The following is a 23,268-nucleotide window of genomic DNA, read 5'->3' on the forward strand; positions in this document are numbered from 1 at the left end:
ATAAGACAGAGGCCGCCACCCCCGGCTTGGGGATGGCGGCCTCTGTCCTAGCCAGACTCAATGCAGCGGACGGAACCCGACCCGCTCGGCGTCGGCCGCGCTGCGGAACCACACCTCGGCCACCATCTTCGGGAACTGCGGCGAATCCTCCCCGCAATACCGCAAAGCCGTGACGCTCGCCTTCACCGTGAACCCGTCGGCCGGACGGCCACCGCCCGGACGCGGCATCGCCGACCCCGGACCGAACGGCCCCGGCGGCACCGCGTCGTCCGCGGTCTGCCGGGCGGGCGGCGGTTCCGGAGCGGCCATCGCGGACTGGTTCGGCTGTACGGACGGCTCGAACAGCGAACCGCTGTGCGCGCCGGCGAGATCCGGTTCACGGCGCTCCACCGGACGCATCGACGGCTGAATCGGCCGCGGCGGGTCGAAACCGCCGCGCGGGGATTCCCGGCGCTGCCGCTTCGGCAGGCCCTGGCCGCCCTCCGCGTTGTCCTCAATGGACTCCGCGGGCTCGGGCGGCTCGGGCAGCTCCGGCGACTCCGCGACCGGCTCGACGTTCGGGATCAGATGGTCAGTCGACGAATCCTCTTCGAGATGCCCGACCGCGGATTCGACCGGCTGCTCCGGTTCGGCGGCGGGTTCCTCGAACGCCGACCGCGCCGATCCGTCCGGCTGGCTGAACCAATCCGGCTCCGGTTCCGTCGCCCTGCCCGGCCCCGGACGGAACAGGGACACCGGCTCGGGCTCCGAAGCGCTGCTGTCCAACGGAGTCGGGTCGAGCCGACGCTCCAAAGAGGACAGTCCGTCGGCCGGCTCGCGCAAGTGACGGCCGCTGTCCGGCTCCGCCTCAACGGGCGGCTCCGGCTCAGGAAGCGGCTCCGGGACGCGGTGGTATCCGCTGTCGTGCTCTTCGACCGGCTCCGCGATCCGGTGGTAGCCGCTGTCGTGGTCCTCGGCAGGCTCGGCGATCCGGTGCGAACCGGTGTCACGCTCGACCGGCTGCAGGTACTCGGTGGCCGCCGCGCGGTATGCGGACCCGGAATCCTCCGAAGCGCCCTCTGCCGACGCGCTGTCGAAAAGACCGTTCGCCGCTTGGTGTTCGCGCGCCTCAGCCTGCGCGAACGCCTCGTCGACGTCGTCCGCTGAGCCCGCGGGCTCGGCAGCAGTCACCGGCTCCGCGGCAGCCGCCGGCTCCGGAGCCGTGCGGTACTCCGCGTCGTACTCGGCCTCCGGCTCGAACGCGCTGGTCGCCTGGATGACTTCGGTCGGAGCGTGCTCGCGCCGGTCTCTGGTCCAGTCCTCGGCGGGCGGCAGCACCGCGGTGCGCGCGGGCGTGCTGGCCGCGGCGCGTGCCGTGTCGGCGTGCGCGCTCGCCAGTTCCGTTTCCAGCTCCCGCACCCGCTTGCGTGCCGGACGCGCCAGCACCAGCCAGGCGACGATCGCGCCGACGAGGAAGGCCAGCAGGCTCCAGAGCCACACCTGCCCGAAAATGGACATCTACCGCCCCTTTTAGAACGTTCGCGCGACCAGGTAGTCGGCGACCGACTCGCAAGCGTCGCGCGCAGGGGAAGCGGGCAGCGAGGCGAGCTCGGCACGTGCTCGGGAAGCGTAGTCGGAAAGAGTTTCCCGCGCGCGTTCGAGGCCGCTCGAACGGCGCAGCAGCTCGAGCGCCTCGGCCACGAGATCGTCGTCGGTGATCGGGCCGGCGAGCAGCTCGATGAGCCGCGGGTCGGTGCCCGGATCGGCCAGCGCGTACAGCATCGGCAGGGTGCGGACGCCTTCCCGCAGGTCAGTGCCCTGCGCCTTGCCCAGCTCCACCGACGGCGACGCGATATCGATGACGTCGTCGGAGATCTGGAAGGCCGCGCCGATGATGTCGCCGAACCGCCGCAGCGCCTGGATGTGCTCCTCGGCCGCGCCGGACATCATGCCGCCGAAGCGTCCCGACGTCGCGATCAGCGAACCGGTCTTCTGCGCGATGACGGTGAGGTAGTGCTCGACCGGATCGTCGCCGGGGCCAGGCCCGACGGTCTCCCGCATCTGGCCGCTGACCAGCTCGCCGAACGTCTCGGCGATGATCCGCGCGGCGTCCGTGCCCAGGTCGGCGACGAGCCGCGAAGCGTGGGCGAAGAGGTAGTCGCCGGTGAGAATGGCGACGGTGTTGTCCCAGCGCGAGTTGACGCTCTCCGCGCCGCGCCGCATGGTCGCCTCGTCCATCACGTCGTCGTGGTACAGCGTCGCCAGGTGCACCAGCTCGACCGCGGCGGCCGCGATCAGCACCTGCTCGCCCTGCTTCGGTCCGAACTGCGCGGACAGCAGCGTGAACAACGGACGGAAACGTTTGCCCCCCGCCTCGACCAGGTGCAACGCGGCGTCGTGCACGGCGGGCACATCGCTCTTCACGACGTCCCGCAGCATCGTCTCGACGTCCGCCAGCCCGCCCGCGATGGCCCGCAGCAGGGGCTCGTCCTGGATCTGCAGTCCGACGGTCGCGCGCAGGTCCTCGACAGCGCCATCCCGGGCCGCCCCCGGAGGTGGTGAAGACACAGACACGTCGGCTCCGCTCTCTCGTGGCGCTCTTCGCCAGTCGGTTACCCCCTTCAGGGTAGTGGTTCACCGGCGCCCTGCCTTTACCCGCTGTCCTGCGGAAACGGTGACGAACGCGACACTGCCTCCCCAGGTGCCCACCAGGCCACGAACGGGTTGATCCGAGTCCTCGGACGGGTGATCGCGGTCCAAGCACGCAACGGGCGATTCGGACCTGCGGATAGTCCTGAAGAGCAGGATCAGCAGCGAGGAGTCGAGACCATGATCATCAAGCGCACCGCACTGGCCGGCGCGGCGCTGGCCGCCGGAATGCTCGCCGCCACCGGAACCGCCGTCGCGGACAGCCCCGCCGGAATCGCCGACATCGGCACCGCGAACTTCACGAAGTCCGGCACCACGATCTCCATCCCGACGCAGGCCCCGTGCGCCGTCGAGGGCCCGACCAGCGCCACCGCGGACCCGGTATCCCAACCAGGCGTCCGCTTCGGCGGCGGCACCTCCTCCTGCACGACAGAGGTAACGGACCCAGCGAACGACGTCACCACCACGACGTCGACCGCCACCGGCAACAACTTCGAACTCTCGGCACTGGTGAGCACCGGCGGCAAACGCATCCGCATCGGCTCGTACACGGTGACCTGCAAGGCAACCCAAAGCGGCACGAACGCCAACTGGACCCTCAGCGGCCTCTCCGGCATCACCGGCCTGCCGTCCCCGATCCCAGCGAACTACACCAAGCCACTCACCAAATCCGACGGAACCGTGCTGGCAAACGCAGTCTTCAACATCCAAACGCTCCCAGGCGACGGAAGCATGACCCTAACCATGCTGCGCATCGACTTCGCCCCAGCCTCCGGCGCTTCGGGCTCAGTCACCATCGGCCACACCGCCTGCGCCCCCACCCCGTAAACGTCCGTGAGGGGAACCCTAAGGGACTCTGATTCCCCCAGGGTTCCCCTCACGGACCGCGGCCGCCGCCGACGCACCCACCGAAACCGCCGCCGACGCACCTACCCGACCAAGCACCCACACCACCCCCGCACCCCGATACGAAGCCAAAAACGCGGACGGCGGGTGCTTGTCAAGGCATCTTTCCCGCCTTGACAAGCACCCGCCGTCCGTCGTCACAATCAGCTTCGGGGTGCCACCCGCAACACCAGCCCGCAATGTCGCCGCCAGGCGACGAGCTGCTAGGAGGCGAACCCGCCAGCCCCAGCCCAGTCGAGCGCGAACGCTGGCAATACTCCCAGCACCAACGTAACCACGACCCCCAACGCAATAGCCGCAGCAGTAAACCCACCCGGCACCGTCACGGTCGGCCCATCAGCAGCTGGCTCCGAGAAGTACATCAACACAATGACCCGCAGATAGAAGAACGCAGCCACCGCACTAAACACCAGCGCGACAACCACCAACGGCGCCATCCCATCCGACAACGCCGCCGAAAACACCACGAACTTCCCCACGAACCCACTGGTCAACGGAATCCCCGCCAACGCAAGCAGCAAGAACGTAAACACCCCAGCCAAAACCGGCGACCGCTTAGCCAACCCAGCCCAAGCGGACAGATGCGTAGCCTCCCCGCTGGAATCCCGAACCAGCGAAACCACCCCGAACGCCGCCAACGTAGTAAACCCATACGCCAGCAGATAGAACAGCGTGCCCGACAACCCATCCTCGGTCATCGCAATCGCACCCACCAGCAAGAACCCAGCGTGCGCCACCGACGAGTAAGCAATCATCCGCTTAACATCAGTCTGCGTCAGACCCAGAATCGCGCCCAGCGCCATCGAAATAATGGCCACCGCCCACATAACCCCGCGCCACTCCCAGCTGGTCGAGGAAAACCCGACACTGAGCACGCGCAGAATCGCGCCGAACGCGGCAACCTTCGTACAGGCAGCCATAAACCCGGTAACCGGAGTAGGCGCACCCTGATAGACGTCCGGCGTCCAAGTGTGGAACGGACCGACGGACCCCTTGAACAGCAGACCCACCACGAGCAAGCCAAGCCCAGCGAACAACAGCGTGTCCGACCGATCCGACCCAGCCGCCGCGTGCGCGATGTCAGCCAGCTTCACCGAGTCCGCGTAGCCGTACAGCAACGCCAGCCCGTACAGGAAGAACGCCGACGAGAACGCACCAAGCAGGAAGTACTTAACCGCAGCTTCCTGCGAGATCAGCCGACGACGCCGGGCAAGACCGCACATCAGGTACAACGGCAGCGAAAGCACTTCCAACGCGATAAACATCGTCAGAAGATCATTGGCCGCACAGAACGTCATCATCCCGCCGAGCGCGAAGAGCGTCAGCGGAAAAACCTCGGTCTGCGACGTCGTCGCCGCACCGGCCTGCGCACGGTCCTGCACGGTACCCGGAGGGATCGCCGCCTGAGCCACGAACGCCCCGCCCGCCTCGACCTTCCGGTCGGCGATCAGGAACACCGCGCCAAGCCCGAGCAGCAGCAGCGTGCCCCACAGGAACAGCGACGGCCGGTCGACCGAAATCGCGCCGGAGAAGGTGGTCGTGCCAGCCTTCGAAGCCGAAGCACCGGTCGCGTAGAGGATCAGCGAGACCCCGGCGGCGAGGATCGCGACGAGGGAGATCGTGACCTGGATCCCCCACCGCGTCGCCTTCGGTGCGAACGCTTCCACCAGCACGCCGATGCACGCGACGCCGAAGACGATCAGCATCGGCAGCACGGCCGCGTAGTCGACCGAAGGCACTTCCAGCGGCGCGGCCGGGGCCTGCGCCAGGAACATGTCGAGCACGGTTTACTTGCCTCCCTGCACGGCAGACAGCGTCGCCTGCACCGACGGGGTGATCGTGTCGAGCATCGGCTTGGGGTAGAAGCCCAGTCCGATGATCAGGATGACCATGGGCGCGAGGATCGCGATCTCGCGGCCGCCCAGGTCCTTGATGGACTTCTTCGCACCGAGTTCCGGCGCGATCGCCGTCCCCGGTCCCCCGCCGACGCCAACCAGCGCGTCGCCTCGGACCGGGCCCTGCATGATCCGCTGGTACAGCCACAGCACATAGGCCGCGGCGAGCACCATGCCCACGGTCGCGAGGATCGTGTACACCGGCTGGTCCACAAAGGACCCCAGCAGGACGAGGAACTCGCTGACGAACGAGTTGGTTCCTGGCAGCGACAGCGCGGAAAGCCCGGCCAGCAGCAGCATTCCGCCGAGCAGCGGGGTCACCTTCGCCATCCCGCCGTAGTCGGAGATCCGGCTCGACCCGCCGCGCATCACGATCAGGCCGATCACCACGATCAGCATCCCGGTGGAAAGGCTGTGGTTCAGCATGTACGACACCGAGCCGACCATCGCCTGCTCGTTGAAGGTGAAGATGCCCAGAGCGATGAAACCGAAGTGGGCGATCGACACGTACGCGATGAACCGCTTCATGTCCCGCTGCCCGGCCGCGAGGATCGAGCCGTACAGCACGCCGATCACCGACAGGATCAGCACCAGCGGCGCGAGCGCCTTGCTGCCCTCCGGGAACATCGGCAGGCAGTAGCGCAGGAAGCCGAACGTGCCGACCTTGTCCAGCACGCCGACCAGCAGCACCGCGACGCCGATCGGGGCTTGGCCCGCGGCGTCCGGCAGCCAGGTGTGGAACGGGACCAGCGGCGCCTTGATCGCGAACGCCATGAAGAAGCCGAGGAACAGCCAGATCTGCGTGCTGGTCGGCGCGTCGCGCACGACCGTCACCAGCGTGGCCCAGTCGAACGTGCCCTTGCCGAGCTTGTCCGAGGCCAGCGAGTACGCCCCGATCGCCGAGGCCAGCATGATCAGGCCGCCGAGGAACGAGTACAGGAAGAACTTCACCGCCGCGTACTGCCGGTTCGCGCCGCCGTAGCCGCCGATCAGGAAGTACATCGGGATCAGCATGATCTCGAACAGCACGTAGAAGAGGAACACGTCGGTCGCCGCGAAGACGCCGATCGTGAGCGCCTCCTGCAGCAGGATCAGCGACAGGAACCCGCCCGCGCTGCGGCCGGCGGGGAGCTTGTCGGTGAGCCCGAGCGAGCCGACGACGATCGGCACCAGTAGCGCGATGACCGCGATCATGATGAGCGAGATGCCGTCGGTGCCGAACGAGATGTGGATGCCGAAGCTCGGGATCCAGTCCATCGTCGTGGCCTGCTGGATGCGCTCGCCCGAAGGCGAGTAGCTCGCCCAGAACGGGATGATCAGCAGGAACTCCACAATGGACACGGCGAGCGCCGTGGCGACCGCGGCCCGGTCGTTCCCCTTGAGGAACGCCAGCACCAGCGAGCCGGCCAGCGGCAGCAGGATGAGCGCCAGAAGCCAAGTCATGTCAGGAGAACCTCACCAGCAGAAGGGCCGCGAGAAGCAGGAACGTGCCGCCGAGCATGGACAGTGCGTAGGACCGCACGAACCCGGTCTGCATCCGGCGCAGCCGCCCGGACCCGCCGCCGAGTGCCGCGGCGAGGCCGTTCACCGCGCCGTCGACACCGCGGTTGTCCACGTACACCAGCGCCCGCGCCAGCCAGGTGCCCGGACGGGCGACCAGGGTTTCGTTGAGCGCGTTGCCGTACAGGTCCTTGCGCGCCGCGCGGACCGGCCAGGCCACCCGCTCCGGGCGCTCGACCGCGATGTCGCGCGAAGGCCGGAACAGCCACACCGCCAGCAGCACGCCGAGCGCGGCCAGCACCAGCGTGAGCGCCGGGACCGTCCACGAAGGAATCGGGGTGTGCTCGGCCTCCACGTGCTCGCCGACCACCGGGGCGAGCCAGGTGACGAACCGGTCGCCCAGCACGAAGAACGCACCGGCGCCGACCGAGCCGACCGCCAGGATCGCCATCGGGACCCACATGATCGGCTTGGACTCGTGCGGGTGGAAGTCCCGGCCGTCCGAGGACTTGATGTCCTTCCAGCGTTGCTTGCCGAAGAAGGTCATCATCATCAGCCGCGTCATGTAGAACGCGGTGAGCCCGGCGCCGATCACCGTCGCAAGGCCGAAAGCCCAGCCGCGCCAGCCTTCCTGGCCGAACGCCGCCTCGATGATCGCGTCCTTCGTGTAGTACCCGGTGAGGAACGGGAAGCCGATGATCGCCAGGTAGCCGAGGCCGAAGGTGACGAAGGTGATCGGCATCTTCTTGGCAAGGCCGCCGAACTTCCGCATGTCGACCTCGTCGTTCATGCCGTGCATGACCGAACCGGCCCCGAGGAACAGCCCGGCCTTGAAGAAGCCGTGCGCCACCAGGTGCATGATGCCGAGCGCGTAGATGCCCGGCCCGAGGCCGACCGCCAGCATCATGTAGCCGATCTGGCTGACCGTCGAGTACGCGAGCACCTTCTTGATGTCGTCGTAGGCACAGCCGACGATGCACCCGAGCAGCAGCGTGACCGCGCCGACCAGGGTGACTACCAGCCTGCCGTCCGGCGTCGCGGTGAAGATGACGTTGGAGCGGGCCACCAGGTAGACGCCCGCGGTGACCATGGTTGCCGCGTGGATGAGCGCCGACACCGGGGTCGGGCCCTCCATCGCGTCCGGCAGCCACGCCTGCAGCGGGAACTGGCCGGACTTACCGCACGCGCCCAGCAGCAGCAGGATAGCGATGGCGGTGATCGCGCCCGGCGGGATCTTGCCCTGCGCGACGCCCTCGAAGACCTGTGCGTAGCCGGTCGACCCGACGTACTTGAACATCAGGAAGATCGCCAGCGCGAGCCCGACGTCGCCGACGCGGTTCATCAGGAACGCCTTCTTCGCCGCGGTCGCCGCGGACGGGCGGTTCTGATACCAGCCGATCAGCAGGTACGAGGCGAGACCCACGCCCTCCCAGCCGAGGTACAGCGTCACGAAGCTGTTGCCCAGCACCAGGATCAGCATCGAGGCGACGAACAGGTTCAGGTACGCGAAAAACCGGTACCGGCCCTCGTCGTCGGCCATGTAGCCGATCGAATAGAAGTGGATCAGCATGCCGACGCCGGTGATCAGCAGCACGAACGTCAGCGACAGCGCGTCGATGCGCAGCCCGAAGTCCACTTGCAGCTGGGTCACCGGGATCCACGAGTAGATCTTGGTGTCGGTGACCGCGTGGCTGTCGGTGGAGAAGAACAGGATCACGGCGTACACGAAGGCGAGCGTGACGGTGGCACAGCCGAGCAGATGCCCCCACGCCTTCGCGCGTTTTCCGGATAGCAGCAGAACCAGGGCGCCGAGGGCGGGAAGGGCCACCAGCAGCCACGATGATGCGGTCACTCGGTCGTCTCCCTCAGTACTTCAGCAGGTTCGTGTCGTCGACCGAGGCCGAACGGCGGGTGCGGAAGATCGCCATGATGATCGCCAGCCCCACCACGACCTCGGCGGCCGCGACCACCATCACGAAGAACGCCATGACCTGGCCGTGCAGCCCGCCGTTGATGCGGGCGAAGGTGACCAGGGTCAGGTTCACCGCGTTCAGCATCAGCTCGATGCACATGAACACGACGATCGCGTTGCGGCGGACCAGCACGCCCACCGCGCCGATGCAGAACAGCAGCGCGGACAGCAGCAGGTAGTAGCTCGGGGTCACTTTCCTTCCCCTTCTTCTTCCTCGGCGGGCTCGGCCTTTTCGACGCCGCCGACCAGTGCGTGCGCGTCGGGCTTCGGGCCCTCGTCCGCGATGAGCTTGCGCTCGCGCATGAGCCGGATCGCCGAGGTGGCCTCGATGATCTCCGACAGCGACTCCGGCGCGACCGAACCGTCCGGCAGCAGTGCCGGGGTCGAGACCGAGTTGGCGGTGGCGAACACGCCGGGACCGGGCAGCGGCGACGGGCGGTCGTGCTCGCCGCGGAAGCGCAGCTTGACCAGTTCCCGCTGGGAGAGCTTGCTCTTCGCGGTCCGGCCGGTGAAGGCCAGCACCATCGCGCCGAGCGCGGCGGTGATCAGCAGCGCCGAGGTCAGCTCGAACGGGAACAGGTACTGGGTGAAGATCAGCCTGCCGAGCCCGCCGGGGCCGCCGCCGGTCTGCTGGTACGGGTCGAGCGGCTGCGCCGGGGTCACGTTGACCAGCGCACGGAACACGCCCGCGGCGATCAGCGCGGCGAGCCCGATGCCGAGCACCCCCGCGGCGAGCCGCTGCCCGCGCAGCACCTCCACCACCGAGTCCGAGCTGTCCCGGCCGACCAGCATCAGCACGAACAGGAACAGCATCATGATCGCGCCGGTGTAGACGATGATCTGGGTGAACCCGAGGAACGGCGCGGACTGCGTCATGTACAGCGCGCCCAGCGTCAGCATCGTGAGCACCAGCCACAGCGCCGAGTGCACGGCGTTGCGGGAGAAGATCATCCCGAGCGCGCCCAGCAGCGACAGCGGGCCGAGGATCCAGAACGCGATGGCCTCGCCGGTCGTCACGGACGCGTCGACGCCGGACGCCGGGGCCTGCGCGAGGAGGGCGGCGATCACTTCTTCGCCTCCTGCTGCGCGCCCGCGGCCAGCTCGGGGCCGTTCACGTAGTAGTCCTGCTCGTTGTCGCCGAGCCGCATCGGGTGCGGCGGCTGCTCCATGCCCGGCAGCAGCGGGGCGAGCAGGTCTTCCTTGGTGTAGATGAGCCGCTGCCGGTCGTCGTCGGCCAGCTCGTAGAAGTTGGTCATGGTGAGCGACCGGGTCGGGCACGCCTCGATGCACAGGCCGCAGCCGATGCAGCGCAGGTAGTTGATCTGGTAGTCCGCGCCGTAGCGCTCTCCCGGCGAGTACCGCTCTTCGTCGGTGTTGTTGCCGCCCTCGACGAAGATCGCGTCCGCCGGGCACGCCCACGCGCACAGCTCGCAGCCGACGCACTTCTCCAGCCCGTCCGGATGCCGGTTGAGCTGGTGGCGGCCGTGGTAGCGCGGCGCGGCCGGGGCGCCGGCCTCGGGGTACTCCTCGGTCGCGACCTTCTTGAACATCATCCCGAAGGTGACGCCGAATCCCTTGATGGGATTGAGGAAGTCAGTTGCCGCCATCTTCCGTTCCTTCCTGTGCGGCCGCCGCGGTGACGCCGGCCGGCTTGCGCCGCGCGGCCTTCGCCTCGGCCTTGGCCAGCGCCTTCTGCCGCGGCGTGGCGTCCGGGACCCGCAGGTCGAGCGGCGGCAGCGGATAGCCGCTGCCCGCCAGGTCCACGTACTCCGATTCGGGCACCTTCTTGTCCGGCAGCGCGAGGCTCAGCAGCACGAGCACCACCAGCACGATGCCGACGCCGACGAGGATCTGCGGCCAGCTCCACTGGATCGTCTTGATCGCGACCACGACCACGATCCACACCAGGTTCACCGGGACCAGGACCTTCCAGCCCAGCCGCATGAACTGGTCGTACCGCAGCCGCGGCAGCGTGCCGCGCAGCCAGATGAAGCCGAACAGCAGGATGAAGGTCTTGGCGAAGAACCAGAGGATCGGCCACCAGTTCTGGTTCAGCGGCGAATCGTCGCCGACGAACGGGAACCGCCAGCCGCCGAGGAACAACGTGGTGCAGAACGCCGAAACGATCACCATGTTGACGTACTCGGCGAGGAAGAACATCGCGAACTTCATCGAGCTGTACTCGGTGTGGAACCCGCCGACCAGCTCGGATTCGGCCTCCGGGAGGTCGAACGGCGCGCGGTTCGTCTCGCCGACCATCGAGATCACGTAGATCACGAAGCTCGGGATGAGCATGTAGAAGTACCAGCCGTGCGTTTGCGCCTGCACGATTTCCGACGTCTGCAGCGAGCCGGAGTACAGGATCACCGCGACGATCGAGAGGCCCATCGCGATCTCGTAGGAGATCACCTGCGCCGCCGAGCGCATGCCGCCGAAGAGCGGGTACGGCGAACCGGAAGCCCAGCCCGCCAGCACGATGCCGTACACGCCGACCGACGAGCAGGCGAGGATCACCAGCACGCCGACCGGGAGGTCCATCAGCTGCAGCACCGTCTGGTGCCCGAAGATCGAGACCACCGGGCCGAACGGGATGGCCGACAGCGCGATCAGCGCGGGGACCGCGGACAGCACCGGCGCGAGGAAGTACACCTTGCGGTCGGCGGTGTCCGGGATGATCTGCTCCTTGAACGGGAGCTTGATCGCGTCGGCGAGCGACTGCAGGTAGCCGCCGGGGCCGACCCGGTTGGGGCCGGGCCGGTTCTGCATCCGGCCGATCGCCTTGCGCTCCCACACGATCAGGAAGATCGTCAGGACCGGCCCGATCAGCAGGACCACGACCGCCTTGATCAGGACGAGCCACCACGGGTCGTCAGCCAGTAGCCGGGCGCGTTCCGCCGCGTCCGGGTACTCGGCGAGGAACTGTGTGAGCTGCGGGCTCACTGGTCACCTCCGGAGATCTGCACGAGCGCGCCGTGTCCGGCGGCGAGTGCGGCGCGGACGGCCGAGCCGTCGGAGTTGCCGGGCAGCCACACCACGCCGTCCGGCAGGTCGGCGACCTCGACCGGCAGGGTGATCGACCCGCGCTCGTTCGACACCCGGACCGTGCCGCCGAGGCCCTCGGCGGTCTTCGCCGAAAGCCGGGCGACCGGCGGCCGCTGGGTGCCCTTGAGGTGCGGTTCGTCGTCCTGCAGCGAGCCGTTGTCGATCAGCTGCCGCCAGGTGGCGAGCACTGCCTTGCCGTTCGGGACCGGAGCCGCCGCGGCGGCAACCGACGGCGCGCTCACTGAGGGGGCGACCGGCGCGAGCTTCGCGAAGTCGCCCGCGGCGGCGGCCGGGGTCTGGGTGAACAGGTCGGCGTCCATCTCGACAGCCAGGGTGTCGAGAACTCGGCCGTCCGGCAGGGAACCGGTGCCCTCCAGCGTCGCGGCGAAGTCGCGGCGGCGGCCCTCCCAGTTGAGGTAGCTGCCGGACTTCTCGACCGCCGGGGCGACCGGCAGGACCACGTCGGCCCGTTCGGTGACCTCGCTCGCCCGCAGTTCCAGGCTGACCACGAACCCGGCGTTGTCCAGCGCGCGGCGGGCCAGGTCCGGGTCCGGGAGGTCGTTCGGGTCGACGCCGCCGAGCACGAGCGCGTCCAGCTCGCCGCCCGAAGCGGCCTGCAGGATGCCGGTGACGTCGCGGCCCGGTTCGGCCGGAAGCTCGGTGCCCCACTGCTTTCCGACCTCGGCGCGCGCCGCGTCGTCGGCGACCGAACGGCCGCCCGGCAGAAGCGTTGGCACACAACCGGTTTCGAGCGCGCCCCGGTCGCCGGCGCGGCGCGGGATCCACGCCAGCCGGGCACCGGTGCGGGCGGTGAGCCGCAGCAGCGCGGAGAACAGGCCGGGGATCTCCGCGGCCCGCTCGCCGACCAGGATCACCGCGCCTTCGCCGCTGAGCGCGGTGTCGACGTCGGCCGCGTGCTGGGCGATGCCGTCCACCGCGGCCGCTTCGCCGCCGGGGACGCAGGCCAGCAGTTCGCCAAAGGTCTTGCGCACCGACGAGGTCGTCCACTGTCCCAAGTGGACAACGCGGGTGCGGTTCTTGCGGGCCGCCTTGCGCAGCCGCAGGAACACGATCGGCGCTTCGTCCTCGGGCTCGAACGCGACGCACAGCACCGTCTTGGCCTGCTCGACCTCGCCGAACGTCACGCCGGTTTCCGGTGTGGTGCCCACGACCGTCGAGCCGAGGAACGCCAACTCCTCGTCCGAGTGCGCGCGAGTGCGGAAGTCGATGTCGTTGGTGCGCAAGGCGATCCGGGCGAACTTCGAGTACGCGTAGGCGTCCTCGACGGTCAGCCGGCCACCGGTGAGCACCGCGCCGCCCTTGCCCTCGCGGGCCTTCAGCAGCCCTTCCGCGGCGATCCGGAGCGCGTCGGTCCAGGACGCTTCCTCCAGCTCTCCGTTGGCGTTGCGGACGAGCGGGCGGCGGATCCGGTCACCGGCCTGGACGTAGCGGAACGCGAAGCGGCCCTTGTCGCACAGCCATTCCTCGTTGACCTCCGGGTCGTCGCCGGCCAGCTTGCGCTGGACCTTGCCGCGCCGGAAGTCGGTGCGCTCGGCGCAGCCGGACGAGCAGTGCTCGCACACGCTCGGCGCCGACACCAGGTCGAACGGCCGCGACCGGAACCGGTACGCCGCGCTGGTGAGCGCGCCGACCGGGCAGATCTGGATCACGTTGCCGGAGAAGTAGCTCTGGAACGGCTCGCCGCCGGTGGTGCGGGAGGCGAGGTCCAGCACGTCGGCGGTTTCCGCGGTGCCGATCTGCTGGTGCGCGCCGCGTTCGAGCAGCGCGATGAACGGGTCGCCCGCCACCTGGTCGGAGAACCGGGTGCAGCGCTGGCACAGCACGCAGCGTTCGCGGTCGAGCAGCACCTGCGACGAGATCGGCAGCGGCTTCGGGAACGTGCGCTTGGTGTCCACGAACCGCGATTCCGCGCGGCCGTGCGCGAGCGCCTGGTTCTGCAGCGGGCATTCGCCGCCCTTGTCGCAGATCGGGCAGTCCAGCGGGTGGTTGATGAGCAGCAGCTCCATCACGCCCTGCTGCGCCTTGTCCGCGACCGGCGAGGTGAGCTGCGTTTTCACCACCATGCCGTCGGCGACCGTCATCGTGCACGAGGCCTGCGGCTTCGGCATCGGACGGCCGCCCATCTCGACCTCGACCAGGCACTGGCGGCACGCGCCCGCCGGGTCGAGCAGCGGGTGGTCGCAAAACCGCGGGATGCTCGTGCCGAGCCGTTCGGCGGTGCGGATCAGCAGCTCGCCCTTGGGCGCGATGACCTCTTCGCCGTCGATGGTCAGCTTGACGTAGCCCTCGGGAACCGGCTTCTCAGCCGTTTCGGGCTTGTCGGGCGCGATCGTCATGCCTGCGCTCCCACCAATTCGCGCTTGTTGCTCTCACACAAGGCCAGGAACTCGTCCCGGAAGTACTTGATGCCGCTCTGGATCGGCGACACCGCGCCGTCGCCGAGCGCGCAGAACGAGCGGCCGAAGATGTTGTCGCACACGTCGAGGAGTGTGTCGATGTCCTCCTCGGTGCCGTGGCCCTCGACCATCCGCTCCAGGATCTGCGCCAGCCAGTACGTGCCCTCGCGGCACGGCGTGCACTTGCCGCAGGACTCGTGCTCGTAGAACTGCGTCCACTTCATGACCGCCCACGGCACCGAAACGGTCTCGTTGAAGACCTGCACCGCGGTGGTGCCGAGCATCGAACCGGCCTCGGCCGCGCCCTCGAAGTCGAGCGGGACGTCGAGGTGCTCGGCGGTGAACATCGGGGTGGACGAGCCTCCCGGGGTCCAGAACTTGAGCGGGATCCCGTCCTTCATGCCGCCGGCCAGCTCCAGCAGCTCGCGCAGCGTGGTGCCGAGCGGGCATTCGTACTGGCCGGGCTTCTCGACGTGGCCGGAGATCGAGTAGATCTTCGGGCCGGGCGACTTCTCGCGGCCCATCTCGCGGAACCAGGACGAGCCAGCGTTGATGATGTACGACGCGCTCGCGATGGTCTCGACGTTGTTCACCGTCGTCGGCGCGGCATACAGCCCGGCGGCGGCGGGGAACGGCGGCTTGAGCCGGGGCTGGCCGCGGCGGCCTTCGAGCGAGTCCAGCAACGCGGTTTCCTCGCCGCAGATGTACGCGCCGGCCCCGGCGTGCACGGTCAGCTCAAGGTCCCAGCCGGTGCCGAAGATGTTCTTGCCGAGGTAGCCCTTCGCGTACGCCTCGCGTGCGGCCGCGTTGAGCCGGCGGATGCAGTGCAACGCCTCGCCCCGGACGTAGATGAAGCAGTGGTGCGACCGCATCGCGTACGAGGCGATGATGCAGCCCTCGATCAGCGAGTGCGGGTCCGCCATCATCAGCGGAATGTCCTTGCAGGTACCGGGTTCGCCCTCGTCGGCGTTGATCACCAGGTAGTGCGGCTTGTCCTCGTTCGGCGGCATGAACGACCACTTCACGCCCGCCGGGAACCCCGCGCCGCCGCGGCCGCGCAGGCCGGAGTCCTTAACCACCTGCACGAGCTGCTCGGGCGTCGCGGCCAGCGCCTTGCGCGCCGCGGTGTAGCCCTCAAGTGCCTCGTACGTCTCGATGCGCCAGGATTCCGGGGACAGCCAGCGCTTCGTGAGGACCGGAGTGATGGGATCAGCCATTTACTTCTTCTCCACTTCAGGAAGCGGAACATCCTGTGCACCGGGGGCGGACCAGCCGCGGTCGGCCGCGATCTGCGCGCCGCGCAGGGTCTCGACCGCCTGCGACGGACCGTCCACGTCGCCGCGGTAGGTGGCGTCGTCCTCCGGCCAGAACCCGGCGAGCTGCCGCTCCGCGCCCTTGAAGTCCGACAGCGGCGCGCCACGCGTCGGCGCGGGCTTTTTGCCTGCCTGCAACGCGTCCACGAGCGCGACCGCCTTCTCCGGCGTCTGGTTGTCGAAGTACTCGTAGTTCACCTGGATGACCGGACCGAGGTCGCAGGCCGCGAGGCATTCCGCGTGCTCCAGGGTGAGCGAGCCCTGCTCACCGGGAGTGCCAGCGGTTTCCTCGTGCCCCAGCGGTTTCTCGGCGGAACCGAGGTGCGTCTGGAGCTTCTTGTAGATGTCGTCGCCGCCCAGCGCCGCGCACAGCGTGTTGGTGCAGACGCTCACCAGGTGCTCGCCGCACGGACGGCGCTTGTACATGGTGTAGAACGTCGCGACCGCGCTGACCTCGGCGTCGGTGAGGTCGAGATGCTGTGCGCAGAAGGCGATGCCCTCCTGGCTCACGTAGCCCTGCACCGACTGCACGAGGTGCAGCATCGGCAGCAGCGCCGAACGCGACATCGGGTACCGGGCGACGATTTCCTTCGCCTCGCGGTGCGTGTCGGCGTCGAACACGTCCACCGCCGGCGCGTCGGCGAGGATTCCCTCGGCCAGCGACGGGTCGGGCGCGATCGCGGCGACGTCGGTGTCGGCTCCCGCGGCGGCGTAGGTCTTCGTCGCGTCGTGCGGCCCCGGCTCCGGGACTGCGGTCGGGTTCGTCATCGGTCAACTCCCCCCAGAACCGGGTCGATCGAGGCGATCACGACGACGAGGTCGGCCACCAGGCCGCCTTCGGCCATCGCGGGCATCGCCTGCATGTTCACGAAACTCGGCTCCCGCAGGTGCACGCGCAGCGGCCGGGTGCCGCCGTCGGACACCAGGTGCGCGGCGATCTCGCCGCGCGGCGACTCGACCGGCGCGTAGACCTGGCCCGCCGGCACGTGGAAGCCCTCGGTGACGAGCTTGAAGTGGTGGATCAGGGATTCCATCGACTGGCCCATGATCTTCTTGACGTGGCCGAGCGAGTTGCCCATGCCGTCGCTGCCGATGGACAGCTGCGCCGGCCAGGCGATCTTCTTGTCCTCCACCATGACCGGGCCCGGCTCGGCCATCTTCGCGACCTGCTTCATGATCCGCAGGCTCTGGTGGATTTCCTCCAGCCGCAGCAGGTACCGCGCCCAGCTGTCCGCGTCGGTCGAGGTCGGGATGTCGAACTCGAGTTCGTCGTAGCGCGAGTACGGCTCGGTCTTGCGCAGGTCCCACGGCAGGCCGGCGGCGCGAAGGACCGGGCCGGTGATGCCGAGTTCGAGGCACGCGTCGAGCGGCAGCACTCCGACGTCCTTGAGCCGGTTGCGCCAGATCGGCTGGCCGGTGAACATCTTGTCGTACAACGGAAGCCGCTTGTCCATGATCTTGCAGAAGTCGAGGACCTTCTCGGCCCAGTCCTCCGGCAGGTCCTGGGCGAGCCCGCCGGGACGGATGAACGCGTGGTTCATCCGCAGGCCGGTCAGGTACTCCAGCAGGTGCATGGCTTCTTCGCGCTCGCGGAAGCCGAGCGTCATCGCGGTGGTGGCGCCGAGATCCATGCCGCCGGTCGCGATGAACACCAGGTGCGAGGTGATCCGGTTCAGCTCCAGCAGCAGCACGCGCAGCAGCTCCGCGCGCGGCGGGGCCTTGACGCCAAGCAGCTTCTCGACGCCGAGGCAGTACGCCATCTCGTTGGACAGCGGGGCGAGGTAGTCCGCGCGCGTCACGAAGGTGACGCCCTGGGTCCAGTTGCGGAACTCCGCGCTCTTCTCGATGCCGGTGTGCAGATAGCCGACGACCGCGCGCAGCTGCGTGATCGTCTCGCCTTCCAGCTCCAGCACGAGCCGGAGCACGCCGTGCGTCGACGGGTGCTGCGGGCCCATGTTGATGACCATGCGGTCGTCGTGCTGGGCGTCGCCGAGGACTTCGTCCCAGTCCCCGCCGGAGACGTGGTACACCGGGCCCTCAGTGGTTTCCCGGACTTCGGCGTACTCGGCTTCCGTCGTTTCTTCGTTGATGGTCACGAGTACGACCTCCGCTGGTCCGGCGGCGGGATTTCCGCGCCCTTGTATTCGACCGGGATCCCGCCGAGCGGGTAGTCCTTGCGCTGGGGGAAGCCGTCCCAGTCGTCCGGCATGAAGATGCGGGTCAATCCGGGGTGGCCGTCGAAGACGATGCCGAACATGTCGTAGGCCTCGCGCTCGTGCCAGTCCGCGGTCGCGTAGACCGGAACCAGCGACGGGACGTGCAGGTCGTCCATGTCCATGGTGACTTCGAGCCGGATCCGGCGGCGGTAGGTCATCGACAGGAAGTCGTAGACCGCGTGCATCCGCTGCGGGACGTCCACGCCGTAGTCGACGCCGGTCACCGCCATCAGCATCTCGAACCGCAGCCCGGCGTCGTTGCGCAGCACCTTCGCGATGCCGACGAGGTGCTCGCGGCTGACGTAGAAGGTGATCTCGCCGCGGTCCACAGTGGTCTGGAGGATCGCCGACGGCGGGATCTTGTTGTCCGCCAAGGCCGCCATGAACTCGTCGGCGAACTCGTCGAACCAGCCGCCGTACGGGCGCTCCGCGGGCGGCGGGCTGTACGCGGGCAGCCGCAGGCCGCCGTAGCCGGAGGTGTCCCCGCTTCCGCGGACACCGAACATGCCCTTGCGTTCGCGCCCGGCGACGACCGGTTCGGCCGCTCCGGGACCGTGCGCCTCAAGGCCGGCTTCGGGCCGCTCCGCGCTGGACTGCGGGCCGCCGGTTTCGGGAGTCTCTTCGGGGTTCTCAGGCACCGGTGCTCACTTCTTCGCGTACTTGATCGAGGACGGGATCAGCTCGGTACGGGCCCCGCTGGCCGCGCGAATCGCGGCGCGGCGGGCGTTGATCGGCTCGTCCTGGATCTTGGCGTGCAGCTTGAGGATCGCGTCGAGCAGCATTTCCGGCCGCGGCGGGCAGCCGGGCAGGTACATGTCGACCGGCACGATGTGGTCGACGCCCTGCACGACGGCGTAGTTGTTGAACATCCCGCCGGACGAGGCGCAGACGCCCATCGAGAGGACCCACTTGGGCTCGGCCATCTGGTCGTAGATCTGGCGCAGCACCGGGGCCATCTTCTGGGTGACCCGGCCGGCCACGATCATCAGGTCGGCCTGCCGGGGCGTCGCGGAGAACCGCTCCATGCCGAAGCGCGCGATGTCGTAGCGCGAACCGCCGACCGACATCATCTCGAACGCGCAGCAGGCGAGCCCGAAGGTGGCAGGCCACAGGGAGTTCTTGCGTGCCCAGTTGACCAGTCCCTCGAGGCTGGCCAGCAGGATGCCGTTGGGGAGTTTTTCTTCCAGGCCCATGGGTTCAGTTCCAATCCAGGCCGCCGCGCCGCCACACGTAGGCGTACGCGAACCCGACCGTCACGATGAACAGCACGATCTCCACCAAGCCGAACACCCCGAGAGCATTGGCGTTCACCGCGAACGGGTAGAGGAACACCATCTCGATGTCGAACAGGATGAAGAGCATGGCCGTGATGTAGTAGGCCACCGGCATCCGGCCGCCGCCGACCAGCGGCTGCGGCGAAGGTTCGATGCCGCACTCGTAAGCCTCGGTCTTCGCACGGTTGTACCGCTTGGGGCCCACGAGCGGTCCCAGCAGCACGGAGAAGACGGCGAACGCCGCCGCGAGCACGAAGAGCAGGACGAGCGGCAGATACACGTTCAGTCCGGGCGCTGCCGGTCCGGGATCGGCCTGCGCCAGCACGGGCACCATCAGCACGGGGTCTTCGCCATCCTTTCCGCGCCGCTGCGGTTGTTCTCGGGTGGTGGTCCGAGTCCTCGACGGCGACCCTAAGGGAGCTGGGTCACACCGCCGAGGGTCAGGGTGCCCTTACGGCCCGTGTCCGGACCACGGCACGCTTGTGAAATAGTTCACAAGCGACTCGTCGCGGTTGTGAAGCGATTCACAAAGCATGGGGGGAGTGTAGGACGTGAGTCACACTCTTGTCCCGAGGGGTTACGGACTAAGGCGGCCCTAACCTGCCCCGGCGGTCCCCCAGGCCCACCCCCACCCGCAATCGCGAGACCAGCGGTAAAGGCCTCTTCAAGAACCGCACCGGCCCAGAAGCGCGACTCGATCTTGTGACGTAACACACTGACCGGCCGGACAACCGATTGCTCCACCCGGGTAATGCTCACCGCGGGGAGCGCCCCAATGTGGCATTGGGTGCGTCAGATGCACCCAATGCCACATTGGGTGCGTCGCATGCACCCAACGCCACATTGGGGCGCGGGCGGGAGGGTTAGCGCGGGCTTGGAGTAACGCGGGCGAGAGCCGCGATCAGCCGGTCAACGCCGTCGCCGCCGCGGGCGTCGTAGCAGCCGGAAAGTCCCTTGTACACCAAGGGAAGGATCTTGTTGACCCGCAGCCCGTACTTGGTGGCCGCGTGCATGATCTTCGGCTTGCCGATCAGCTTCGCGAAGACGTTGCCAAGCCGGTAGTAGCCACCCATCAGCTCGCCGACCGCGCGCGGGTAGCCCTCCAGCGCGCGTTCCCGCGACGGCCCCTCCGGCCGGGCAAGAGCCTGCACCACAGCCTCAGCCGCGAGCTGCGCCGACTCCATCGCCGCCGAAATGCCCTCACCGTTGAACGGGCTCACCATGCCACCGGCGTCGCCGAGCAGCAGCAGTCCATTGCGGTAGTGCGGCGTCCGATTGAACCCCATCGGCAGCCCGGCCCCGCCGACCTTGCCGATCGCGTTCTCCTCGCGGTAGCCCCACTCCTCCGGAGTCCCGTCGAGCCACTGCCGCAGCAACGCCCGATAGTCGGTGTTGCGGAAGGAAGCCGACGTCGACAGCATTCCGAGTCCGACGTTGACCGTCCCGTCCCCAAGCGGAAACGCCCAGCCGTAGCCCGGAAGCAGCTTCGGATCGCGCGGATCAGACCGGTCCCACAGTTCGAGGTGGCCCTCAATGAACGGGTCGTCGTGCTTCGGGCTCTTGTAGTACCGCCGCACCGCGACGCCCATCGGGCGCTTCTCGTTCTTGTCGATGCCAACGCTCAACGCAAGCCGCGCCGACACCCCATCGCAAGCCAGCACCAACGGCGCCCGGTAACTAACCGGCGTCTTGTCCGCCCCGACCTTCGCCTCGACCCCAACCACCCGGCCGGACGCGTTGGTGATCGCACCGGTCACCGTGGTCCGCTCATACAACCGAGCCCCAGCCTTCACCGCGGTCTTCGCCAGCAGGTCGTCAAAGTCCTGCCGAGTACGAGACACCCCATACGGCGGGTAGTCCGTGAGGTCCGGCCAATCGAACTCCAGCGTCAGATCGCCGGTGAGAATCCGCAGCCCCCGGCTACGCACCCACCCAGCCTCTTCACTGGTGTCGAGACCAAGATCGATCAGCTGCTTCACCCCACGCGGCGTGAGCCCGTCCCCGCACACCTTCTCGCGCGGAAAGACGGTCTTCTCCAGCAGCAGCACGTCCACGCCCGCCCGGGCGAGGTAGGTGGCCACCGTCGAACCAGCCGGTCCCGCTCCGACCACGATCACTTCGGCGTCGTGGTCCGGGTTGCGGCGCGAAGTCGTCATACCGCCGAGTTTAGGCAGGCTTGCGCGCCCGGTGGATCGCGACGACGCCGAATGTGAGGTTCAGCCACTCGACCTCGGTCCAGCCGGCGCTCGCGATGATCTCGCCGAGGCCGCGCTGATCGGGCCAGGCGAGCATCGATTCGGCCAGGTAGGAGTAGGCCTCGGGGTTCGTCGAGGACCGGCTGCCGACCCACGTGAGCAGCTTCAGGATGAACCGCCGGTAGATGAACCGGATCGGGGCGAAGGTGGGCGTCGACACCTCGCAGATCACCAGCCGCCCGCCCGGTTTGACCACCCGCAGGATCTCCGCGAGCGCGCCCTTGGTGTCCACGAAGTTCCGCAGCGCCAGCGAGATCGTGACCGCGTCGAAGCTGTCGTCGGCGAACGGCAGGCGCATCGCGTCCGCGGCGACCATCGGCACGTTGCGGTGCAGGCCCGCCTTGAGCATCCCGACGGAGAAGTCGGCGGCGAGGCACCAGGCGCCGCCGCGCGCGTACTCGACGGTGGACACCCCGGTGCCCGCCGCGAGGTCGAGCACCTTCTCCCCCGTTTTGGCGTCCAGCACGCGCGCCGTGGTGGTGCGCCAGCGCCGGTCGAACCCGAACGTCATGAACGAGTTCGCCCGGTCGTAACCGGACGCGACGCCGTCGAACATCGCGGCGACTTCGTGCGGATCCTTGTCCAGGCTCGCTCGGGGCATGGGTCCGAGATTAGTCCGTCCGTGCCGAGCGGTCGCGCGGGAGCAGGACGCTGGCGGCGATCAGCCAGACGAGCCCGCCGAACCGGCCGACCGGTATCAGTGGATACAGCGCCGGCGTCAGCAACGACAGCGAGGCGAGCACCGCGGCCGCGGCGACCACCAGTCCCACGATCGGCATCCAGCGCGGCAACAGCTTCAGGAACAACGCGGGCACCGCGATCCCGGCGATCAGCAACGCCAGCGGCACCACGAACCCCGGCCCGCCGGACGCGAACGCGAGGCTGGTCAACGCCCGCGCCACCGCCGGGCTGTCGCTGGCCTGCGCGGCCGTCCAGGTGATCAGCCCGCTCATCGCGAGCGCGGCCGCGGACAGCACGCCACCGGTCAGCCCGATCACCGCGCCCGGTGCCGCTACCCCGAGCCGCCGCTGCCTGCGATAGGCCGTCGCGGCCCACACCGCCAGCGGGATCGACGCCCCGAACACCGCGAACGCGAGCAGTTGCACGACCCCTCGATTGCCGCCGATGTACTCCGCGATTTCCGCCGCGGTCGAGTCCGGCCGAGTCCCCGCCGCCCCGAGCACGGCCGACGCGACGGTCAGCGCCCCGAACACCAGCGCCGGGGCCAGCAGCGGCGGGCCACCCTGCGTACGAGTCATGGTCGTCATGACGAACCTCCAGGTCAATTAGTTTCACTGTTAGAACGATTACACTGGTGTAATGGATTGTCAAGCGATACGGTTCAGGGCATGCAAGGACCCCCGGCGTTCGGTAGCGCCTTCCTGCTGGCCCAGCTGGGCGCACACGCGACCCAGCGCTTCGCCGAACGGGTCTCCGACCTCGGCCTGACGCCGCCGCAGACCGGATTGCTCCGGGCGATCGCGCGCCGCCCCGGTGAGAGCCAGCAGGTGCTGGCCGCCGAACTGGGCACGCCGCCGACCCGCCTGGTCGCCTTGGTCGACGGTTTGGAGCAGCAGGGCCTCATCGAACGTCGCCGCAACCCGCAAGACCGCCGCCTCTACGCGGTCTTCCTCAGCGACAAGGGCCAGGAAACGATGGCCGCGCTGGCGAAAGCCGCCGCGGCACACGAGGACGAGATGATGGCCGCACTGTCCACAGAGGAACGTGCCACCTTGCGCGGGCTGCTCGGCCGGGTCGCCGCGGATCGCGACCTCACGCCCGGCGTCCACCCCGGCTACCGCACCTGACCGCCCGCCGTCCGTGAAGGACTCCTTGAGGGAATCTGGTTC

The 23,268-nt window shown here is 68.6% G+C and carries 21 protein-coding genes; 2 read left to right on the forward strand and 19 right to left on the reverse strand.

Features of this window, described 5'->3' with window-relative positions:
* Positions 1–57: 57 nt before the first annotated feature.
* Together ACFSVL_RS05990 and ACFSVL_RS05995 are read right to left on the reverse strand one after the other, a co-directional pair.
* On the reverse strand, positions 58–1,497 hold the full coding sequence (locus ACFSVL_RS05990; protein ID WP_378301195.1) for a LapA family protein: 1,440 nt from the start codon (positions 1,495–1,497) through the stop codon (positions 58–60).
* A 12-nt stretch (positions 1,498–1,509) separates the two neighbouring features.
* Positions 1,510–2,547: a polyprenyl synthetase family protein gene (locus ACFSVL_RS05995; protein WP_378301197.1), complete on the reverse strand. Its 1,038-nt coding sequence runs from the start codon at positions 2,545–2,547 to the stop codon at positions 1,510–1,512.
* Positions 2,548–2,808: 261 nt separating this feature from the next.
* On the opposite strand from ACFSVL_RS05995, the gene ACFSVL_RS06000 reads away from it, so the two are divergent.
* Positions 2,809–3,456, forward strand: a complete 648-nt coding sequence (locus ACFSVL_RS06000) for a hypothetical protein (protein ID WP_378301199.1) — start codon at positions 2,809–2,811, stop codon at positions 3,454–3,456.
* Between the two features lie 281 nt (positions 3,457–3,737).
* On the opposite strand, the gene nuoN is transcribed toward ACFSVL_RS06000, so the two are convergent.
* From nuoN to ACFSVL_RS06085, 17 genes are all read right to left on the reverse strand, one after another.
* Positions 3,738–5,309: an NADH-quinone oxidoreductase subunit NuoN gene (gene nuoN / locus ACFSVL_RS06005; RefSeq protein WP_378301992.1), complete on the reverse strand. Its 1,572-nt coding sequence runs from the start codon at positions 5,307–5,309 to the stop codon at positions 3,738–3,740.
* Positions 5,310–5,321: 12 nt separating this feature from the next.
* Entirely contained in the window at positions 5,322–6,872 is a 1,551-nt protein-coding gene (locus tag ACFSVL_RS06010) for an NADH-quinone oxidoreductase subunit M (RefSeq protein ID WP_378301201.1), read from the reverse strand.
* A gap of 1 nt (position 6,873) precedes the next feature.
* Positions 6,874–8,781 carry an NADH-quinone oxidoreductase subunit L gene (gene nuoL, locus ACFSVL_RS06015; RefSeq protein ID WP_337823300.1) on the reverse strand — a complete coding sequence of 636 codons (1,908 nt, stop codon included), beginning with the start codon at positions 8,779–8,781 and terminating at the stop codon, positions 6,874–6,876.
* A gap of 13 nt (positions 8,782–8,794) precedes the next feature.
* The gene (gene nuoK / locus ACFSVL_RS06020; RefSeq protein ID WP_033291119.1) at positions 8,795–9,094 is read right to left on the reverse strand and encodes an NADH-quinone oxidoreductase subunit NuoK; all 300 of its coding nucleotides are present in this window, start codon (positions 9,092–9,094) and stop codon (positions 8,795–8,797) included.
* Positions 9,091–9,969 (reverse strand): NADH-quinone oxidoreductase subunit J, encoded by an 879-nt coding sequence (locus ACFSVL_RS06025; RefSeq protein ID WP_337823299.1) that lies wholly within the window; start codon positions 9,967–9,969, stop codon positions 9,091–9,093. Before ACFSVL_RS06025 ends, nuoK begins: the two co-directional genes overlap by 4 nt.
* Positions 9,966–10,508 carry an NADH-quinone oxidoreductase subunit NuoI gene (gene nuoI / locus ACFSVL_RS06030; protein WP_337823298.1) on the reverse strand — a complete coding sequence of 181 codons (543 nt, stop codon included), beginning with the start codon at positions 10,506–10,508 and terminating at the stop codon, positions 9,966–9,968. Before nuoI ends, ACFSVL_RS06025 begins: the two co-directional genes overlap by 4 nt.
* Positions 10,495–11,841 carry an NADH-quinone oxidoreductase subunit NuoH gene (gene nuoH / locus ACFSVL_RS06035; RefSeq protein ID WP_378301204.1) on the reverse strand — a complete coding sequence of 449 codons (1,347 nt, stop codon included), beginning with the start codon at positions 11,839–11,841 and terminating at the stop codon, positions 10,495–10,497. Before nuoH ends, nuoI begins: the two co-directional genes overlap by 14 nt.
* Positions 11,838–14,300, reverse strand: coding sequence for an NADH-quinone oxidoreductase subunit G (locus ACFSVL_RS06040; protein ID WP_378301206.1), 2,463 nt, complete (start codon positions 14,298–14,300; stop codon positions 11,838–11,840). Before ACFSVL_RS06040 ends, nuoH begins: the two co-directional genes overlap by 4 nt.
* On the reverse strand, positions 14,297–15,577 hold the full coding sequence (gene nuoF / locus ACFSVL_RS06045) for an NADH-quinone oxidoreductase subunit NuoF (protein ID WP_037818886.1): 1,281 nt from the start codon (positions 15,575–15,577) through the stop codon (positions 14,297–14,299). The genes ACFSVL_RS06040 and nuoF overlap by 4 nt, the downstream gene beginning before the upstream one ends.
* Positions 15,578–16,441 carry an NADH-quinone oxidoreductase subunit NuoE gene (nuoE, locus tag ACFSVL_RS06050; RefSeq protein WP_378301208.1) on the reverse strand — a complete coding sequence of 288 codons (864 nt, stop codon included), beginning with the start codon at positions 16,439–16,441 and terminating at the stop codon, positions 15,578–15,580.
* Complete coding sequence (locus tag ACFSVL_RS06055) at positions 16,438–17,769, reverse strand: NADH-quinone oxidoreductase subunit D (protein ID WP_378301210.1); 1,332 nt, start codon at positions 17,767–17,769, stop codon at positions 16,438–16,440. Before ACFSVL_RS06055 ends, nuoE begins: the two co-directional genes overlap by 4 nt.
* Positions 17,766–18,527, reverse strand: coding sequence for an NADH-quinone oxidoreductase subunit C (locus ACFSVL_RS06060; protein WP_378301212.1), 762 nt, complete (start codon positions 18,525–18,527; stop codon positions 17,766–17,768). Before ACFSVL_RS06060 ends, ACFSVL_RS06055 begins: the two co-directional genes overlap by 4 nt.
* A 6-nt stretch (positions 18,528–18,533) precedes the next feature.
* The gene (locus tag ACFSVL_RS06065; RefSeq protein ID WP_009072052.1) at positions 18,534–19,082 is read right to left on the reverse strand and encodes a NuoB/complex I 20 kDa subunit family protein; all 549 of its coding nucleotides are present in this window, start codon (positions 19,080–19,082) and stop codon (positions 18,534–18,536) included.
* 4 nt (positions 19,083–19,086) lie between these two features.
* Positions 19,087–19,497 carry an NADH-quinone oxidoreductase subunit A gene (locus ACFSVL_RS06070; RefSeq protein ID WP_378301994.1) on the reverse strand — a complete coding sequence of 137 codons (411 nt, stop codon included), beginning with the start codon at positions 19,495–19,497 and terminating at the stop codon, positions 19,087–19,089.
* 529 nt (positions 19,498–20,026) lie between these two features.
* Positions 20,027–21,319, reverse strand: a complete 1,293-nt coding sequence (locus tag ACFSVL_RS06075; RefSeq protein WP_378301214.1) for a geranylgeranyl reductase family protein — start codon at positions 21,317–21,319, stop codon at positions 20,027–20,029.
* A gap of 10 nt (positions 21,320–21,329) precedes the next feature.
* Positions 21,330–22,019 (reverse strand): demethylmenaquinone methyltransferase, encoded by a 690-nt coding sequence (locus tag ACFSVL_RS06080; RefSeq protein WP_378301216.1) that lies wholly within the window; start codon positions 22,017–22,019, stop codon positions 21,330–21,332.
* A 10-nt stretch (positions 22,020–22,029) separates the two neighbouring features.
* Entirely contained in the window at positions 22,030–22,686 is a 657-nt protein-coding gene (locus ACFSVL_RS06085) for a DUF4386 domain-containing protein (protein WP_378301218.1), read from the reverse strand.
* Positions 22,687–22,767: 81 nt separating this feature from the next.
* Between ACFSVL_RS06085 and ACFSVL_RS06090 the strand changes: the two genes are divergently transcribed.
* On the forward strand, positions 22,768–23,226 hold the full coding sequence (locus tag ACFSVL_RS06090; RefSeq protein WP_378301220.1) for a MarR family winged helix-turn-helix transcriptional regulator: 459 nt from the start codon (positions 22,768–22,770) through the stop codon (positions 23,224–23,226).
* Positions 23,227–23,268: the final 42 nt, after the last annotated feature.

The organism is Amycolatopsis silviterrae, from assembly GCF_042684085.1.
Classification (GTDB): Bacteria; Actinomycetota; Actinomycetes; order Mycobacteriales; family Pseudonocardiaceae; genus Amycolatopsis; species Amycolatopsis silviterrae.

Bases quoted from the DNA above. Each gene is read 5' to 3' on its own strand.
- ACFSVL_RS06065 (WP_009072052.1), bottom strand. From the start codon at position 19,082: ATGGGCCTGGAAGAAAAACTCCCCAACGGCATCCTGCTGGCCAGCCTC.
- ACFSVL_RS06085 (WP_378301218.1), bottom strand. From the start codon at position 22,686: ATGACGACCATGACTCGTACGCAGGGTGGCCCGCCGCTGCTGGCCCCG.
- ACFSVL_RS06010 (WP_378301201.1), bottom strand. From the start codon at position 6,872: ATGACTTGGCTTCTGGCGCTCATCCTGCTGCCGCTGGCCGGCTCGCTG.
- ACFSVL_RS06080 (WP_378301216.1), bottom strand. From the start codon at position 22,019: ATGCCCCGAGCGAGCCTGGACAAGGATCCGCACGAAGTCGCCGCGATG.
- ACFSVL_RS06075 (WP_378301214.1), bottom strand. From the start codon at position 21,319: ATGACGACTTCGCGCCGCAACCCGGACCACGACGCCGAAGTGATCGTG.
- ACFSVL_RS05990 (WP_378301195.1), bottom strand. From the start codon at position 1,497: ATGTCCATTTTCGGGCAGGTGTGGCTCTGGAGCCTGCTGGCCTTCCTC.
- nuoI (WP_337823298.1), bottom strand. From the start codon at position 10,508: ATGGCGGCAACTGACTTCCTCAATCCCATCAAGGGATTCGGCGTCACC.
- nuoN (WP_378301992.1), bottom strand. From the start codon at position 5,309: ATGTTCCTGGCGCAGGCCCCGGCCGCGCCGCTGGAAGTGCCTTCGGTC.
- ACFSVL_RS06090 (WP_378301220.1), top strand. From the start codon at position 22,768: ATGCAAGGACCCCCGGCGTTCGGTAGCGCCTTCCTGCTGGCCCAGCTG.
- ACFSVL_RS06040 (WP_378301206.1), bottom strand. From the start codon at position 14,300: ATGACGATCGCGCCCGACAAGCCCGAAACGGCTGAGAAGCCGGTTCCC.
- ACFSVL_RS06000 (WP_378301199.1), top strand. From the start codon at position 2,809: ATGATCATCAAGCGCACCGCACTGGCCGGCGCGGCGCTGGCCGCCGGA.
- nuoE (WP_378301208.1), bottom strand. From the start codon at position 16,441: ATGACGAACCCGACCGCAGTCCCGGAGCCGGGGCCGCACGACGCGACG.
- nuoF (WP_037818886.1), bottom strand. From the start codon at position 15,577: ATGGCTGATCCCATCACTCCGGTCCTCACGAAGCGCTGGCTGTCCCCG.
- ACFSVL_RS06070 (WP_378301994.1), bottom strand. From the start codon at position 19,497: ATGGTGCCCGTGCTGGCGCAGGCCGATCCCGGACCGGCAGCGCCCGGA.